At 42.5% G+C, this 19,040-nt stretch carries 5 protein-coding genes; 4 read left to right on the top strand and 1 reads right to left on the bottom strand.

Annotated features, from left to right (window positions below; translation table 11 throughout):
* Positions 1 to 5 precede the first annotated feature (5 nt).
* From FS818_RS18255 to FS818_RS18240, 4 genes are all read left to right on the top strand, one after another.
* On the top strand, positions 6 to 7,637 hold the full coding sequence (locus tag FS818_RS18255; RefSeq protein ID WP_186375536.1) for a non-ribosomal peptide synthetase: 7,632 nt from the start codon (positions 6 to 8) through the stop codon (positions 7,635 to 7,637).
* 27 nt (positions 7,638 to 7,664) lie between these two features.
* Positions 7,665 to 15,239: a non-ribosomal peptide synthetase gene (locus tag FS818_RS18250; RefSeq protein ID WP_145333572.1), complete on the top strand. Its 7,575-nt coding sequence runs from the start codon at positions 7,665 to 7,667 to the stop codon at positions 15,237 to 15,239.
* Positions 15,240 to 15,782: 543 nt separating this feature from the next.
* Positions 15,783 to 16,262: a Dps family protein gene (locus FS818_RS18245; RefSeq protein WP_145333571.1), complete on the top strand. Its 480-nt coding sequence runs from the start codon at positions 15,783 to 15,785 to the stop codon at positions 16,260 to 16,262.
* A gap of 126 nt (positions 16,263 to 16,388) precedes the next feature.
* Complete coding sequence (locus FS818_RS18240) at positions 16,389 to 17,642, top strand: nitric oxide synthase oxygenase (RefSeq protein WP_397351792.1); 1,254 nt, start codon at positions 16,389 to 16,391, stop codon at positions 17,640 to 17,642.
* Between the two features lie 37 nt (positions 17,643 to 17,679).
* On the opposite strand, the gene FS818_RS18235 is transcribed toward FS818_RS18240, so the two are convergent.
* A complete protein-coding gene (locus tag FS818_RS18235) occupies positions 17,680 to 18,942 on the bottom strand; it encodes an MFS transporter (RefSeq protein WP_222128826.1) in 1,263 nt (420 codons plus the stop codon).
* Positions 18,943 to 19,040: the final 98 nt, after the last annotated feature.

Raw genomic sequence — 19,040 nt, 5'->3', positions numbered from 1 at the left:
TGGGAATGATAGATAAAAAGAATATTAAAGATATGTATGAGCTATCTCCTCTTCAGAAAGGTATTCTGTATCACTATCTACAAGATTCCAAATCAAGTGCCTATTTTGAGCAAATGGTTTTATCCATTAATGGCACGGTTGATATTTCTGTCTTGGAAAAGAGTATAAATGCTTTAATTCAGAAGTATGACATTCTAAGAACAACCTTTATACACAGTTCCTTCAATACGCCTATTCAGCTTGTTTTGAAGGAACGCCCCACCACATTAATCTTTAAGGATTTATCGCATATGGATGAATCAGAGCAACATTTTTATATGGAAAGATTCAAACTCGAAGATCGAGAAATCGGTTTTGATCTTCAGTCGGATGTTCTGATTCGTTTTGCCCTGTTCCAATTAAACGCACTCGAATACCAGCTTGTCTGGAGTCATCATCATATTTTAATGGATGGATGGTGTATTGAGCTTGTACTTAAAGACTTGCTTCGTTTTTATCATGAATCGTTGAGTGGTAATACGATATATGTCGATCATGCATTTCCATACAGTAGTTATATTAAGTGGCTACAACAACAGGATAGCGAACAGCCCCTGGCATACTGGGAAAACTACTTGCAGGATTATGATGAATACGCTTCTCTGCCAGGTGATAAAACGACAATTTCGACGGATTATCAGGCTGGAACGAGTATATTTGAGCTTAGTGAGCAAGCAACAACTCTATTGTCGAAGATTGCAATACAGAATCAGGTCACACTGAGTACAGCATTTCAAACACTATGGGGAATTCTGTTGCAAAAGTACAATAATACAGACGATGTCGTATTTGGGACAGTTGTTTCGGGCAGATCTGCGGACGTTGAGCATATCGAAAGTATCGTAGGTTTGTTTATTAATACAGTTCCAGTACGAATAAGTAGCCAGCCGGGGCAAAGTATTGCAGATTTGATGCGGAATGTGCAGCAACATGCTGTACACATTGAGAAGTACAGCTATGTATCTTTGTCAGAGCTTGCAGAGCATTCGGGATACCGAAGCAATATAGTTGACCATGTAATTGTTTTTGAGAACTACCCGTTAGATATGAAATTATTAAATATGGAAGCCAGCCTACCCTTTGAAATTACAAATATGGAGGCTTTCGAACAGACTAATTATAATCTGGATGTTACGGTTTATCCGGGCGAACACATGAAGGTTGTTATTACGTATAATACCAATTTGTATAGTGATCCCTTTATCAACAGAATCAGTACCCATTTTCAAAATATGATTTTTCAACTTGCTCAAGATCCGGGTATGAACGCGAGTCAGTTGGATATCATTTCAAATGATGAACGGAAGAGGATTTTAGAGCAGTTTAATAACACACGTCAGGATTTTGCGAAACATAAAACCATTCAAGAGCTGTTTGAGGAGCAGGTAGTGCGCTATCCGCATACGGAAGCAGTTGTATATGGAAATACCTCAGTATCTTATTACGAATTAAATATCAAGGTAAACCAGGTTTCTGAACGTTTACGGGAGTTAGGTGTTCGGCGTAATGAATTTGTCGCCGTCATGACAGACCGCTCTATAGAGATGGTCATAGCCATTTTGGGTGTTATCAAGGCAGGTGCAGCCTATCTACCGATCGACCATTCCTATCCAGAAGAAAGAATAGAACATATGCTGAGAGATAGCGGTGCGGCATATTTAATTCGTGACAGGAATACATCTGTCTATTCCCATTTTTGGGGGCACACCCTATGGATTGATGATCCTTTGATGTTCAAGGGGAATGGGGAGAACATTAAGAACGTAAATCAGGCGGAAGATCTGGTGTATATGATTTACACATCGGGATCTACAGGTAAGCCTAAGGGGGTAATGGTTGACCATCAGGCCCTGCATAATTATAGCCTTGTCGCTGATATGTATTATATCAAGCATGGGGAGCGTGTTCTACAAACGGCTTCTCTTAGTTTTGATGCGTCAGTCGGTGAGATTTTTTTAACGCTCCTGAATGGGGCAACCTTAATTGTTGTGAATAAAGATTTTATGCTATCAGGCGAACCATTCATGCATTACTTACGCGATCAAAAAGTTTCTTCCATACAGTTTGTACCATCTATGCTGAAGATACTACCCTATATGGAATTACCAGATTTAAAACTAATCTCCACAGGAGGAGAAGAGGTGGAGTCGAGTGTTGTCGAGAAGTGGGGCAAAGGTAGGGTCTTTTTGAACGCTTACGGCCCTACGGAGACGACCGTTGATGCGACACATGCTGTATTTGAGGTTTCTACCAAAAATATCCATATTGGAAAGCCTGTTTACAATAAGCTGGCTTATATCGTGAATAAAGATGGAAAGCTACAGCCCGTTGGAATAGCAGGGGAGCTGTGCATTGGCGGAGAGGGGCTTGCTAAAGGTTATTGGGGACAAGAAGAACTCACCGCAGAGAAGTTCACGCCCAATCCGTTCAGACCAGGGGAGAAAATGTATCGAACCGGTGACTTGGCCCGTTTTTTGGAGGATGGAAATATTCAATATTTAGGTCGAATGGACAAGCAGGCCAAAATAAGAGGCTACCGAATTGAGTTAGGTGAAATTGAGGCTGTATTACGTGAGCAGTCGTCTATAAAAGAAGCTGTGGTTATCATTTACGGTAAAGAGATAGGACAAGAGGAGTTATGTGCCTATATCGTAACAAATCATCAGGATATCCAGCAAGATGTGCTTAGAGCAGCTTTGAAAAAGAAATTACCAGAGTATATGATACCTTCCAGTTTTACAGTAGTTCAGTCCATCCCGCTGACACTAAGTGGAAAAGTGGATAGGAAGAAGTTACCTGATCCTGCAACAATGGATGCGAACTCGGAAGAGATTACGCTTAACTCTACGGAGGAGGCGCTACTCCAAATATGGAAGGAAGTCTTGGGCAAAACAAATGTTAGTATGACTGACCCATTTTTTTCGATAGGAGGGCATTCTTTAAAAGCCCTGATGTTGCTATCGCGTATCCAGAAGTCACTAAAACTCAAGATCTCTCTACAAACGATTATGACCCATCCCACAATTCGGGAACTGGCTAAATATTTAATGAAGGAAAAAATAACTTTAACTTACCCCTCTATAATTCAAGTGCCGAAAGCGGAGTATTATGCGGTATCTTCAGCCCAAAAAAGACTGTACTCAGTTCAGCAATTAGATGGTATAGGGACGAGCTATCACATTCCATTTATTTTTGAGCTGAAAGGGAAATTAGACGCAGCACGATTAAAAGGGGTCATTGAGGACCTGGTAGATCGGCATGAGGCCTTACGTACATCTTTTCATTTAATCGGAAGTGAGCTTAAACAAAAGGTTCATGACAAGGTAGATTTTCTAGTTGAGTATATGGAATCAGCCACTGAAGAAGCGACATTATGGATGCAACAATTTATGAAGCCGTTCAAGCTGAATGAAGCGCCTCTAATTCGCGTCAAGCTGATCAAGCTGAATATGCAACGTCATTTTTTACTAATGGATATTAATCATATTGTTTTCGATGGGTTATCTGCCGATATTTTGCTTGATGAGATGATGAAATTGTATCGGGGTGAAAGTCTTCCTGAACTGCATATTCAATATAAGGATTATTCGGTATGGCAGCAACAACTGGCAGAGCATGATGAAATGAAAAAACAAGAGAGATATTGGTTAGACCAAATGCACGGGGAGTTACCTACCCTTGATATTCCTACCGATTATCCGCGTCCTTCTGTGCAGCAATTCGAAGGGAATATTTATAATATTCAAGTAACACCGCAATTAACGGGAAAATTAAATGAATTTGCGAAACAGCATCATCTCTCTGTATATACGGTTCTTCTCTCTGTATATAACGTACTTTTGGCTAAATATACGGGGGCAGAGGATATTATTGTAGGGACCAATACTGCAGGCCGTTCCCATTTTGATGTAGAACCTGTGGTCGGTATGTTTGCAAGCACGTTAGCAATTCGGAGTTTCCCTTCACCGTCGATTACCTTCAAGCAATTCTTAATGAATGTGAAGCAAACGGTTTTCGCAGCGATGGAAAATCAGGATTATCCGCTGGAAAAGCTACTGGAACGACTTAACATCCGCCGGGATATAAGTAGAAATCCATTGTTCGATACGATGTTCGTATTTGAGAACCCGGACACTCAGATCAGCCGAGATACAGATATCCATTTTTCAGCACTTCCTATGAAATGGAATCATTCCAAGCTGGACTTGACCTGGTATATTCGGGAGAAGAATACGACAGATATACAGATTTTTATTGAATATAGTACGCAACTGTTTGAAAAAAATACTATTGAGGGCATGTCAACTCACTTTATGCATCTTTTAGACCAACTTTTAGAACATCCCGATGATATGTTGGGCGATATAGAAGTGATTACGAAAGTAGAGAAACATAAGATATTAACAGAATTTAATGACACGGGGGTTATATATCCTTCGTTTAGGCCAGTACACCGCATATTCGAGGAACAGGCTGAAAAAAAACCGAATAGCACAGCTTTAATTTTTGATGGTCAGTATATGAATTACGCAGATCTGAACGAACGTGCTAATCAACTGGCAAGACATTTACAACAAAACGGAATTACTCGAAACAGTATAGTCGGCATCATGGCAGAGCGTTCCTTTGAGATGATGATTGGCATCATGGGCATCCTCAAATCAGGAGCTGCATATATGCCTATTTCACAGGATTTTCCTAAAAAGAGAATTAAATATATGATCGAAAACAGCGGGGCGAACCTGTTGCTGACAACGAAGTCTCTAGAAGATCACCTGGAAAATATAGATGTTAAGCGCGTGAATCTTGATAATCCCGAAATATACTGCGGTGATATAAGCAATTTGCTTTCTGTAAATGAAGAGCATGACCTTGCCTATATTATTTATACTTCAGGCTCAACAGGCCAACCGAAGGGGGTCATGATTGAACACGGTACATTATTCAACCGTATTACCTGGATGGTCAAAGAATATAACATTCAGGAACACGATGTGTTTTTGCAAAAAACCCCGTATGTATTTGATGTATCTGTTTGGGAGCTAATGATGTGGTTCTTTACGGGCGCTCGTTTATGTATTCTAAAACCGGAAGAAGAAAAATCACCGCAAAGTATGATAGATGTTATCCAGCGATATGTTGTTACAAGCATTCACTTTGTTCCTTCCATGTTTAATAGTTTTTTGGATTTTATAGAGATTCCATCCTATGCAGAACAGATTCTAAGTCTTAAAAGAATATTCACAAGCGGTGAAGCTTTATTGCCCAATCATGTGTCCAGATTTCATAGGTTAGGTCTTTCTACGGGCTTATACAATTTATACGGACCTACGGAAGCCACAGTCGATGTTTCTTTTTATAATTGTTCTCCGCAGGATGAGATTAGAACTGTTCCAATTGGCAAGCCAATTGACAACGTTATGTTATATATCATTAATCAGAAGAATCAGCTCCAACCCATTGGTATTCCAGGAGAACTATGTATTTCAGGTACGTGTCTAGCCAGAGGATATATTAATCGTGACGACTTAACTGAGCAAAAATTCGTAGAAAACCCGTTTTTATCTAATCAAAAGATGTACAAAACAGGAGATCTTGCCCGTTGGTTACCTGATGGGAATATTGAGTATCTTGGCAGAATAGATAATCAGGTCAAGATCAGGGGCTATCGTATTGAACTAGATGAGATTACAGGTAAATTGTTAGATTACAGTTTGGTTAAAGAGGGAGCTGTTGTCACCAAGTATGATCATATGAATATGCCTTACTTAAGTGCTTATTACGTATCGGAAACTTCGTTGGATAAAGCGGACATCAGAATGTTTTTAGCAGAACAACTCCCAGATTATATGATTCCGTCTCATTTTGTACAATTGGAAAGGCTTCCTTTGAACCACAACGGGAAATTAAATGCCAAGGCTTTGCCTGAGCCCGATATAGCTGTTGCGAGCACCTACCTTGCGCCAGAAAGTAAACAGGAAATGCTGTTGGCCAGTATATGGTCTGATGTTCTACAGGTGGAGCGAATTGGAGTAACAGATAACTTTTTTGAACTGGGCGGGGATTCCATTAAGGCTATTACGTTTGTGGCTAATCTTAGCAAGCATAACTTGAAGGTCGAGGTATCTACGTTTTTAAAACATCCATCTATACAGGAAATTACGCCCTATCTTCAGGAGAAAACAATCAGAATTAGCCAGCAGCCTGTAGTAGGAGAGGTGAGCCTAACGCCAATCCAGCATTGGTTCTTTGAGCAGAAGCTGTCTGATATAAGTCACTGGAATCAATCTGCGCTTTTGTATCGTCCAGAGGGTTGGAACAGTGAAGAAATTAGCACGGCAATGGACCATATAGTCCAACACCATGACTCGCTTCGAATCATTTTTGCTGCAAATTCTGAAGGGTACTATCAGATGAACCGTACCATGGTGCCTGGGATTTACGAGCTTGAAACTTTTGAGATACATGATGATACGGAGGTGGGAACTGTTATCCAGCAACAAGCAGAGATCCTTCATCGAGCACTCGATATTGAAAAGGGACCGCTAGTTCGACTGGGACAATTTAAGACGGGGCACGGGGACTATCTTATATTTGTTGTGCATCACTTGCTCATAGATGGAGTATCCTGGCGGATCTTATTCGAGGATTTCTCGACAGCATATGAACAAGCAGTGAATGGGATGGCAATCGTCTTACCTGATAAGACAACGTCCTATCTGGAGTGGAGCCACCAGTTGATTCAGTACGCACAAAGTCATACACTCCTTCAGGAAATTCCGTATTGGTCAAGGATACAGCAGTCTCCAGTCGTTTTGATTCCGGATAAGCCATTTTCCTCACTGGATCGTGAAACGACTGGCGAAATCACGAGTGAACTGGATAAAAAAGTATCGGAACAATTAATTACTACGGTTCATAGAGCCTATCGGACCGAAATAAACGATATTTTATTGGCTGCACTGGCTCTAACCATTAGAAGATGGTCAGGCCAATCAGATGTTGTCGTCAGTCTGGAGGGTCATGGACGTGAAGAAATTATGGACCACCTGGATATATCCAGAACGATAGGATGGTTTACCAGTATGTATCCTGTGCTATTTCAGCTTCCGAAAAATGATGTATCTGATGTAATTAAAACCGTCAAAGAAACATTGAGAAAGGTTCCAAAAAAGGGGATCGGCTACGGTATATTGAAGTACCTCACCCCGGATTCATTAAAGAATGGATTCATTCCTGTACCTAAGCCTCAAATATTGTTTAACTATCTTGGTCAAATTGATACTCATGGAACTCAAGAGTTTACGATGTCTAATTTTGCAACAGGCAAGGCATATAGTGAACCTGTGGATGGAGCTCGGGATATAGAAATAAACGGAATGTTTTCTGAAGGACAGATGAAGTTTATTTTAAGTTATCAAACGGGTGTATTCTCACACTCCACTATGGAGGCCTTCAGCCAAGAATTCCTTAACAATCTTAAGTATATCGTACGACATTGCTCGGAACAGGAGAACGTTGAATATACACCTAGTGATTTTACGGTTGAGGATTTAAGTATGGAGGAACTTGGCGATATCTTCTATGCTCTTAAATAAAACTTGCATAACGGAGGAGGCATACAGATGGATAAAAATAATATTCAAGATATGTATGAATTGACACCCATGCAAAAAGGGATTTTGTACCATTTTATGAAGGACAGCCAGCAGAATTCTTATTATGTACAAGGTTATGCCCAAGTAGAAGGGGATATAAATCCTCTTCTTTTGGAGAAAAGTTTTAATTTTGTTATTCAAAAGCATGATGTATTGCGGACTGCCTTTGTACAAGAAAAGCTTAAACAACCTATACAAATTGTATTTAAGCATAGGGAAGCAAAGTTGGAAGTGCAGGACATTACTCATCTAAATGAAGCTGAGCAAGAGTTGTTCATAAAGAGATATAAAGAGGAAGACCGAACAAAGCCATACCAACTGGCAAAGGATGTTCTTATTCGTTTACATCTAATAAAGACATCCTATCGCAAGTATATTCTGCTGTGGAATTTTCATCATATTGTTATGGACGGATGGTGCTGGAGCCTGGTATTTGAAGAGATTCTTATGGTATATGGAAATCTCATTCATAATCAACCTATACCCCATCAAACAGTTACAAAATATAGTGAGTATATTCAGTGGCTTAAAAATCAGGATACCGAGGCGGCGGAACATTACTGGCAAACTTATCTGCAAGATTATGAGGAAACAGTCACTATTCCACGGCAGTACAAAGGAAACGGGGTGGCATATCATACGGAGGAATTTTCGTGTTTATTAAGTGAGGCCACTACGGAGCAATTAACATCACTGTCACAAATGCAGCATACAACTTTGAATCATGTGATACAAACAGCCTGGGGGATATTACTGCAAAAATATAACCGTACCCATGATGTCGTGTTTGGTGCAGTTGTGTCCGGTCGTCCTCCCGAGGTTCCAAATATTGAGCGTATTGTAGGTTTATTTATTAATACTATTCCGGTACGAATGACCCTAAAGTCAGGAGATACCTTCAGTAGCCTACTAGCTACAATGCATGATGGAATGATTCAATCTAAGCCCTTTGAATATAGCTCGCTTGCGGACATACAAGCTAAATCAAACTGTGGGGGGCAACTGTTTGATCATATCTGTGTGTTTGAAAACTATGCCTCTTCACTGGATGCTCTGCGTGAATTACAAGATTATTTGGGTTTCGCCATTCATGGAGGAGGCGGAGTTGAACAGAATAATTATAATTTAAGCATTGTGTTTTCACCTGGAAAGCAGATGGAAGTCAGCTTTGTTTTCAATCGGGAGGTATACTCGCGATCTTTTATAGAAAATTTGGCTAATCATTTTCAAAATATTATAGATTGTGTACTACGCAATCCTGATATTGAAGTAGATCAAATAAAACTAATTACACTGGAGGAAGAGCAAAGACTACTAGCACTTAGTCACCAGAATCAGGCTGATTATCCTGATGGTGAGACCATCACAAGTCTATTTCAGACGCAGGTGGTAAAGACCCCTGATGCAGTTGCTTTATCCTACAATCAACAGACACTTACTTACAGGCAACTAGATGAGATGTCTAATCAGTTGGCAAGATATCTTATACAGAAAGGTATCGCATCCGAGACCGTTGTTGCTATTTCCGTTGAGCGCTCATTGAAGATGGTAGTTGGAATACTAGCCATTATCAAAGCAGGAGCTACCTATATGCCTATAGATCCGCATTATCCTGTAGAGCGTATGGAGTACACACTGGAAGATAGCCGGGCTTCCTTCTTATTGGTTGACGATTCTTGCCATATACCTGCTAATTATACAGGCCAAGTGATTACTCTTCACGATGATCAATGGGCTCAGGAGTCGGGACAAGCGCTGGCAGAGCTAAATACCCCGTGCTCCAGAGCATATATTATCTATACCTCAGGCTCCACTGGGAAGCCCAAGGGGGTCATGGTTGAACATAGGAATGTAGTCCAACTCCTTTTCAACAGTACAAATTTGTTTGATTTTGATCATCAAGATGTATGGACTATGTTCCACTCGATGTGCTTTGATTTTTCGGTATGGGAGATGTATGGATCGCTTCTCCAAGGAGGTAGACTTGTTATTGTGCCCAGAGAGACTGCTCAGGACGCTACTCAGTTTAGACAATTGCTTCTGGAAGAAAAGGTTACCGTCCTGAATCAGACCCCTTCAGCGTTTAATATGCTGTCCGCTCTGGAGGAATCCGATTCGAGTCCACTTCATATCCGTAAGATTATTTTTGGTGGAGAAGAGCTATCTCCTGTCCAACTTAAGAAGTGGAAGCATAAATACCCTCATACAGAATTGGTTAATATGTATGGAATTACGGAAACTACTGTTCATGTAACTTATAAGAGGATTACGCAAGAAGAGATAGATAGCAATAGGAGTAACATTGGAACTACGATGGCGACCTTAAACGCATATATTTTAGACGACAAGCAACATCTTATGCCTATTGGGGTTCCTGGAGAATTGTACGTTACGGGAGGGGGGGTTACAAGGGGTTATTTGAATCGAGCAGAGTTGACTGAGGAACGGTTTATAGATAACCCGTTTAAACCAGGAGAAAAAATGTATAAGTCCGGAGATCTCGCCAGATGGCTACCCAACGGTGATATGGAGTATTTAGGTAGAATAGATCACCAAGTGAAAATCAGAGGTCACCGTATTGAACTCAATGAGGTGTCTACTCAGTTGCTGATCTATCCGGGTGTTAAGGAGGGTACTGTACTAGCCAAGCAAGATAAAGATGGCTATAGCTATTTGTGCGCATACCTGGTTCCAGACGATCATTACAATTTGGAAAACTTGCGTCAACATATGGGAAATAGTCTCCCGGATTATATGGTACCTTCTTTTTATGTGGAAATGGAACAGTTACCTATGAATTCAAACGGCAAAATCCAACGTAGCAAACTACCCGAACCGGCACACATAAAAAAACAGGATCTTCATGTAATAGAGCCTGTTAATGAGCTGGAATTCAAACTTCTAAATATTTATCAGGATGTGCTAGGTTTTCAACATTTAAGTACAACGGATCACTTTCTAAAACTTGGCGGTCATTCGCTTAAAGCAGCTATGCTGGTATCCCGAATACATAAAGTTCTGGAAACCCAAGTTTCGATCCGTGATATATTGTTGAATCCAACGGTTCGCGAAATGGCGAGATTGATTAATTCCAGAGACCATTCGGAGCAGGCATTTTGGATTCAAGCACATGAACATCGTGATGTGTACCCGGTCACTTCCCAGCAAAAGAGACTGTATTCTATTCAGCAATTGGATCCAGCGGGGATAAGCTATAATGTACCCTTCGCTGTTGAAATAATCGGGAGCATCGACAAAGAAAAGTGGCAGTTAGCAGTACAAAAACTGGTTGAAAGGCACGAGCCGTTAAGAACATCCTTTCATCTGGAGAACGGCCGACTTATTCAACGAGTTCATAATCAGGTTTCTTGCCCCATAGTATATAAGAAAACCAATGAGGAAGAACTCGAATCCCATGTGTCAGCCTTTATTCAGACGTTTGAACTGAGCCAGGCTCCGCTGGTACGGACAGTTCTGTTGGAATTAAGTATTACCAAGCATATTTTCATTATGGATATTCATCATATTATTTGCGACGGATTGTCTCTGAATATATTAATACAGGATTTACTACATATATATCAAGAGAATGCTCTGCCGCTCATTCAGCTTCAATATAAGGACTATGCAGTTTGGCAAGAGGATTGGCTACATTCTTCGGCGTTTAAACAGCAAGAGCATTTTTGGATGGAGCGTTTTTCCGAGGAGTTGCCTATTCTCCATATTCCAACTGATTATCGTCGTCCCCCTCGGCAAACGTTTGAAGGAGAGCAACTATTTTTTGAGTTGGATGCTACAACGACAGCCAAACTCAAGGAATTAGCCGTGTCTGAGCAGGTCACATCATATATGGCATTGTTCTCTGCTTACACTATACTTCTGGCTAAGTACAGTGGACAGAAAGATATTATTGTAGGTTCCCCGCTTTCAGGAAGGAGAACGGGACAGTTGGATCATACCGTGGGCATGTTCGCCAATGTCGTTCCCATGCGTAATAAGCTTGAATACGAGCAAACCTATGTGGACTTTTTACAGCAGGTGAAGACAGAAATGCTGTTGACTTATGAGAATGGAGATTATCCATTAGAACTGTTATTAGAGCAGTTGCCTTTACAACGTGATCTCAGTCGCAATCCTTTGTTTGATACCGTGTTTACCTTGGAAGATATCGAAGAACTGGACATTCAGATGTCCAATATCGAGCTTAAAGAGTATAAAATAGGTACCCAAAGCGCTAAATTTGATCTGACATGGGAAATTCGTTTGGGAGAAACGATTGAAATCCATCTGGTTTACAATAAAAGTTTGTTTGCCGAAGAAACTATGGAGCGTCTTATCGGCCATTTTCAGCAAATCATCCTACAGATTGTTGATCATCCGGGCGTCCTGATAAGAGATATTCAACTTCTAACAGATAGGGAGCATCATGAGATTCTCCATCATTTTAATCCTCCTGGAAATCTATCTGATCATAGACAATCGACTGTTATTGAGCTGTGGGAAGAACGTGTTGCCCAAACTCCAGATGCTATTGCATTGGAATGGCGGGAAGAAAAGTTAACGTATCGACAAGTGAATGAGCAAGCTAATCAAATAGCAAGAGTATTACGGAGCCGAAATATTAGTAGAGATCAGGTTGTTGGTATAATGTTGTTTCCATCTTGCCTGAGAGTAGTAAGTGTCATGGGCGTATTAAAGGCGGGAGCTGCCTATTTACCTATAGACCCTCTTTATCCGACTGAACGTATATCCTACTTCATGGAGGACAGCCAAGCTCAATTGTTGATTACAGAGCGGGATTTGCTTGGCAATGTAAATGTTAACTTAGGAGCTGCCGATCAAATTCTATTCATTGATGATCGATTGGCTATAGATGAGCATGATACTTCCAATCTTGAAAGCGTAACTCGACCTGAAGACATGGCCTATGTCATCTATACCTCAGGTTCAACTGGAAAGCCTAAGGGGGTCATGATTGAGCATCATAGCCTATGCAATTTTTCTAATTTAGCTACTACGTTTAATATAAAGGAAGGAAGCAGGGTATTACAGTTTTTTTCCTTTAGCTTTGATGCTTCCGTGCTTGAAATCTTTCTCGCGCTTTTATCTGGAGCGACGCTGGTCATTGAGGATCGAAATGTACTGCTGGAATATGGAGTTGGACGATGGTTAAGAGAGCACACGATTCATGCAACGATATTACCGCCTTCTCTTTTAAGAACTCTTCCCTATGAGCCGATCCCTAGCTTGCATACCCTTATAGCTGGGGGAGAAGCGTGTACCATGGATATTGTTGAAAAATGGAGTGAGGGTCGTACCTTTGTGAATGCATATGGACCGACAGAGGGCACTGTATGTGCTACGGCAGCCATATTTGACCAAGACTCTTCCCGTATTACAATTGGTCGACCGGTTGTAAACACCGATATATATATCGTGGACGAACATCATCATCTGCAACCCATAGGGGTGCCAGGAGAATTATGCATCAGCGGGCCGGGATTGGCTAGAGGTTATCTGCACCGACCTGAGTTAAGTAGGGAAAAGTTTATACCTAACTTGTTCAGAGAGCACCAGCGTATGTATAAGACCGGCGATTTGGCTCGCTGGCTACCTAACGGGGAAATTGAATATTTGGGCAGAATAGATGATCAGGTAAAAGTAAGAGGATACAGGGTTGAGCTTGGGGAAATAACGCAGGGGCTATTAAAACATGAGGCAATTTCTGAGGCATGCATTCTCCCGGTTACGAGCGTAAATGATGTCGTATCTCTGGTCGCATATTATGTATCGGAAGAATGCTTTACGACTGCTATGCTACGTAAATTTTTGAGCAAGGAGCTGCCTGACTATATGATCCCAGCTCATTTTGTCCATTTGTCGGCCATGCCGCTAACTGCAAACGGGAAAATAGATACTAAAGCGCTACCACAGCCCAAAAATTCATCCGAAACTAAAGTGGCACCTGGAAATGAGCTGGAACAGTTGTTAGTGGACATATGGGGCGAAGTTTTATCCGTATCGAATATAGGCATTGATGATCATTTCTTTGAGCTGGGCGGAGACTCTATTAAAGCTATACAATTAGCTGCCCAACTGGGACAAGCAGGCTATGCCGTGAAAATAAAAGATATTATGCAATTCCAGACGATTAGAGAGTTGATTTCTAATTTGAACGGGGAGAACACTTTAAGTATTGGCGAACAAATGGTGGTAGGGGAGGTACCCTTAACACCCATTCAAAAATGGGTATTCAACCTGAGTGATAATCCTTTTCATTGGAATCAGGCAGTTATGATGTATAATCCAGAAGGTTGGAATACGCAAGTTATCGTCGAGGCTTTTGAGAGAATTACCAAGCATCACGATGCACTAAGAATACGTTTTAAATATACAGATGAAGGCTTGGTACAGGAGAATTTGGATGAAGCAGGTCGGCACTTCGATATTGAATTATTCGATTGGACCACGTCTGAAAAAATTGAATTTCAGATCGAACAAGAAGCTAACCGATTACAGGAAAGTATTAATTTATCACAGGGTCCGCTGGTTAAACTGGGAGTATTCCGAGCAAATGATGGAGATCACTTGCTCATTATTATTCATCATCTGGTTGTTGATGCAGTTTCCTGGCGCATCATTATGGATGATTTTGAGTATCTGTACGAGGGTCTTAAAGAGCATCAGGATCCGCGACTGCCTACAAAGACGACCTCGTTCAAGACTTGGAGTAAGGAATTATCTGCATATGCAGATAGCACTGACTTTTTTCAGGAAAAGGATTACTGGAAAGATGTATTAAAAGAGAGAGTGCCTCGACTTCCGGTTGAATTGGCGGAAGGAGTAGGATCTCATGTATTTAAGGATATGGACTTCATAGATGCTTCACTTACCCAGGAAGAAACAAAAGCGTTATTAATTAAAGCCCCTTCCGCTTATAACACTGAAATCAACGATTTGCTACTTACAGCATTGGTCAAAACGATTAAGGAATGGACGTGCCATCCTAACATAGCTGTCGATGTAGAAAGTCATGGAAGAGATGAATTCAGAGAACATCTCAATTTGACACGGACGGTAGGTTGGTTTACTTCCTTTTATCCTGTAGTCTATGATGCCAGTGGGGATTTTCCGGGCGAGCTCATTCAGAGGGTTCAACATACGCATGCCAAAGTGCCCCATAATGGGATTGGCTATGGTATTCTAAAATATTTGTCGGATCCGCAGTATACTGAGGATCTGGAGTTCACTTTATCTCCAGAGATATTATTTAATTACTTGGGACGGTTCGAGGATGGACTGAAGCATGAGAAAATTATTTCTTCCTCTATGCCTATGGGTGAACTTATTCATCAGGATATGCAGTGGCCCTACAACCTAGAAATGAACGCCTTTATCGTAAATGAAATATTCCACTACTCTTTGCGATTTAATCGGCGGTTGTTCACTCGTCGTACTATGGAAGCACTAGCGCTAAAATATCAGCAAAACTTATTGTATATCATTGATCATTGTGTTCATATAGGATTACAAAAAGTCTAAATAAGGGATGCCTGAATACAGTCCCCTCCGCCAATTTATTGTATCGGGGGGAGGGCTCTAAGCTCATGTAGGTGCTAAAAATAGAGCCTGGAAGCGTAGGGAGAAGTCTATAGAGCGAAGAAGGAGTCCCGACTATTACAAAGGTGCTCATGGATATGAGTACCAAATGATAGAAGGTACACCGATGTGAAAGGACCTGAAGCAGAGCTTCAGGTTTTTTTATGTTATAGCCCGGCCTGTGAGAATGTTCGCTGTTCACTTTGTTCGTTAGGATTATAAATAAAACGGGGGTTCGATCTGCTGTGCTTGATGAAGCTCAGCTTCATTGAATCTTCATTCGCAGGAGGGGACAAAACACTTTGCAAAGGGGATAAGCAGTGATATAATTAAAACAAGATTTAGATTAAGTCTAAATTAAAACATTTAGAAATAGATTCTGTACTATTAAACACCCGATTTGATGTTTTCAAAGCCAAATGGCACATGCTCGGTTCGATAACCAAACTTACATTTCAATTCATAATCTGAGAGGGGATAAATTCCATGAGTACAATCCAAACTAATCCAAACACTTCTGTAACAAACACAGCTAAATTTCAAGAGGTCTTGAACCGTCAGATCGCAGGTTGGTCTGTCCTTTACACAAAGTTGCATAACTTCCATTGGTATGTCAAAGGACCACACTTCTTCACACTTCACGCCAAATTTGAAGAATTGTACAACCTGGCTACAGCGAATATGGACGAGGTTGCTGAGCGCCTTCTGACCATTGGTGGTCGTCCTGTAGCAACGATCACAGAACAACTACGTCTATCCCCAATTACTGAGGCGCAGGGACAACTGTCTGCCGAAGAGATGGTTGATCATGTTGTTGCCGATCTGAATGCGATGCTGCATGTGATTCGCCAAGGCATTCATGAAGCAGGGGAAGTTGAAGACAATGCGACTGAAGACATGATGATCGGATTCACCGCTGCGCTGGATAAAGAGATCTGGATGTTAAACGCATTTTTGGGCAAATAATCTAGGCCAACCTGTGTCCTGACAACGATATGTAGAGTCCGTGAACAAACGTCCCGTTCGCTTACAAATCCGGTGTGCTTCCCGTATAATAATGGCATCCAAGATGTACAGAATGGTGGAATGAAAATGCGGACAGACCTGGAACGATTGCAGGAAGAAGCCGAACGGTTTATATATACAAGTTACGAAGAGCTGGGCCATACGCGTGAAGACGCAGAGGCCCGGCTTATTGCCATTAAGCAAGAGATGGACAAAACAGGAACCTATACCCATACTGCCGAGGAACTGGAGCATGGCTGCAAAATGGCTTGGCGGAACAGCAACCGCTGTATCGGGCGGCTGTTTTGGGATAAGTTACGGATCGTGGATGCACGCCATGCGGATACCGCAGGAGCGGCTGCGCAGGCTGTGCTGGATCATATCCATAACGCTTCAAACGGAGGCAAGATCATCCCGACGATTACCATCTTGCCACCAGCCGGCCCGGATGGAACGCCGATCCGCATCTGGAATCACCAGCTGATTCGTTATGCAGGCTATGAGACAGAACAAGGTATTATAGGTGATCCTGCTTCCGTTGAACTGACCAAAGCGGCCACTTCGCTCGGCTGGCAGGGAGCTCGGGGCGATTATGATGTGTTGCCGATCATTATTCAAGCTCAAGGACAGGCCCCGGAGTGGTATGTAATACCAGAGCAGGAGATCATCGAAGTGCAGATTGAGCACCCGGAGCGAGCGGAGATTGCTGAACTGGGTCTGCGTTGGTACGGGGTGCCGATGATTGCTGACATGCGGGTCGAGATCGGGGGCATTAACTACCCGGCTGCGCCGTTTAACGGCTGGTATATGGAAACGGAGATTGGTGCGCGAAACTTTGCCGATACATTCCGATATAACAAATTGCCAGATGTAGCTGCTGCACTAGGGTTAAACACCTCGAGCGAAACGACACTGTGGAGAGATCGGGCTCTGGTGGAGCTTAATGTTGCTGTATTGCATTCGTTCAAGAAGGCTGGAGTGAGTATCGTGGACCACCATACGGCTGCATCACAGTTTGCCCTGTTTGAACAGCGGGAAGAGAAGGCTGGACGAGAGCTGACCGGAGACTGGGTGTGGCTGATTCCACCGGTATCCCCAGCCACTACCCATATTTTTCACAGTTCCTACCGGAATGAGATTGTGAAGCCGAACTTTTTCCATCAGGACCCTGCATACAGGTTTCAAGATGGGATGGCTATTGCCGCAGATGTCGGTATCAGTGAGCAACACCATAAGCACCATGAGAACCCGGATCATCAAGAGCACCGAGAGCATACGTCCGATGAAGCCAAACAGTCACAGGCTGGGATTACACCAATGAAATGCCCGTTTGCACATTAATTTGTGTGAGCGGGTTTTATTTTTTGAAGCAGTCCCCTCACCTCTCTTTCACCAGGTACCTGCTCCGCATGATGGCTTGAACGGCGATGGCTGCCGCGATCAGAATAAGATTTAAGACAAATACAGCATACAGAGACAAGGTCTCCATTAGAAGTGCTGCGAGTAGGGGAGATACCATAGAGCCGATCTCGGCTGACGAGACAATTTTACCAATGACGGTGCTTCGATTCACTTCAGGAGTGTGATCCCCGATATGTGCAAAAAAGGAATCCATGTAACAAGCTCCGCCAATGCCGCCGACGAACATGCCAAGGTACACCCAGAGGTGGACAGATGTACTGAGAAAAACAACGACTTCAACGCCGATCAGGAACATGCCCAGCATGCACAGCAGGAGCCGATCACCCAAGCGGTCGGAGAGAAAACCGACAAAAGGGGCAGCGGCAAGGGTAGAGATTCCGGCTATGGTAAAGGCCAGACTGGCAGAGAAGGTATCCCACTGCATGATTTGGGTTGCATAGAGTGCAAAATACGTCAGGAATACGGCGTAGGCACTCATCTCCAGGACATGCACCGTTATGTATCCTGTAAGCGGGACAGAAATAGGACCTGTGCCACTACTTGGTCGAGACTGATTATTGGAGGCATACTCCTGAGCAATCTTTTCTTGACGTGAAGTATATGCTGCAGGAGGCGAAGAGAGGACTTCACTATCCTTCGTCTCTAGAGTGGGTATGGAACCGAATGAACCATACGTTGATTTGTTTTGCATACCGATAACAACAACCATGGCGATCAGACAACAGCATGCAACCAGCCAGAACGGAACGGACAGCGGTACGTGGAGCGTAAGCCAGCCACTGATGACCGGCCCTAGGATCATGCCCCCACCCTCGCTGCTGCTGATGTATCCGTTGTATAGTCCCCGGTTATCGCTATTTCCTCCGTCACTGATGATGGAGCGTACGATGACGGTCAGCCCGGTTGAGGCCATTCCTTGCAATAGCCGCAACACACCAAGGAACAGGGGCGTAGAGGCAATGGCAAAACCGGCTGTACATATGGCAAGCATCAGTAGCATAAGGACGAGAGATATTTTGGTCCCTACATGGCGATAGAGGGCAGCGGCAGGCAGCCCGCCGGCTACTTTACCTAAATAGAACAATCCGAAAATGAACCCCATCTCCCAGCCAGATAGGCCAAGTTGGTCGATATATATCGGAAAGAGGGGCAGAATCATAAATCCCCCCATCTGGCTAAGAAAACAGACACTCATCAAAAGGGGTAAATTACGACGCATTTCCATGGTCTTCCTCACCTCAACTCCATGATATGGAGTCCCGGCGTCATTCATTCTTTTTGAATCACTTCGAAAAATTAAAAATAAATCAAAAAGGA

It is taken from the genome of Paenibacillus xylanexedens, assembly GCF_007680605.1.
In the GTDB taxonomy this organism is placed as follows: Bacteria; Bacillota; Bacilli; order Paenibacillales; family Paenibacillaceae; genus Paenibacillus; species Paenibacillus xylanexedens_B.
Note: the sequence above shows the minus strand (reverse complement) of the source record. Positions and strands in the feature narration are given on the sequence as shown.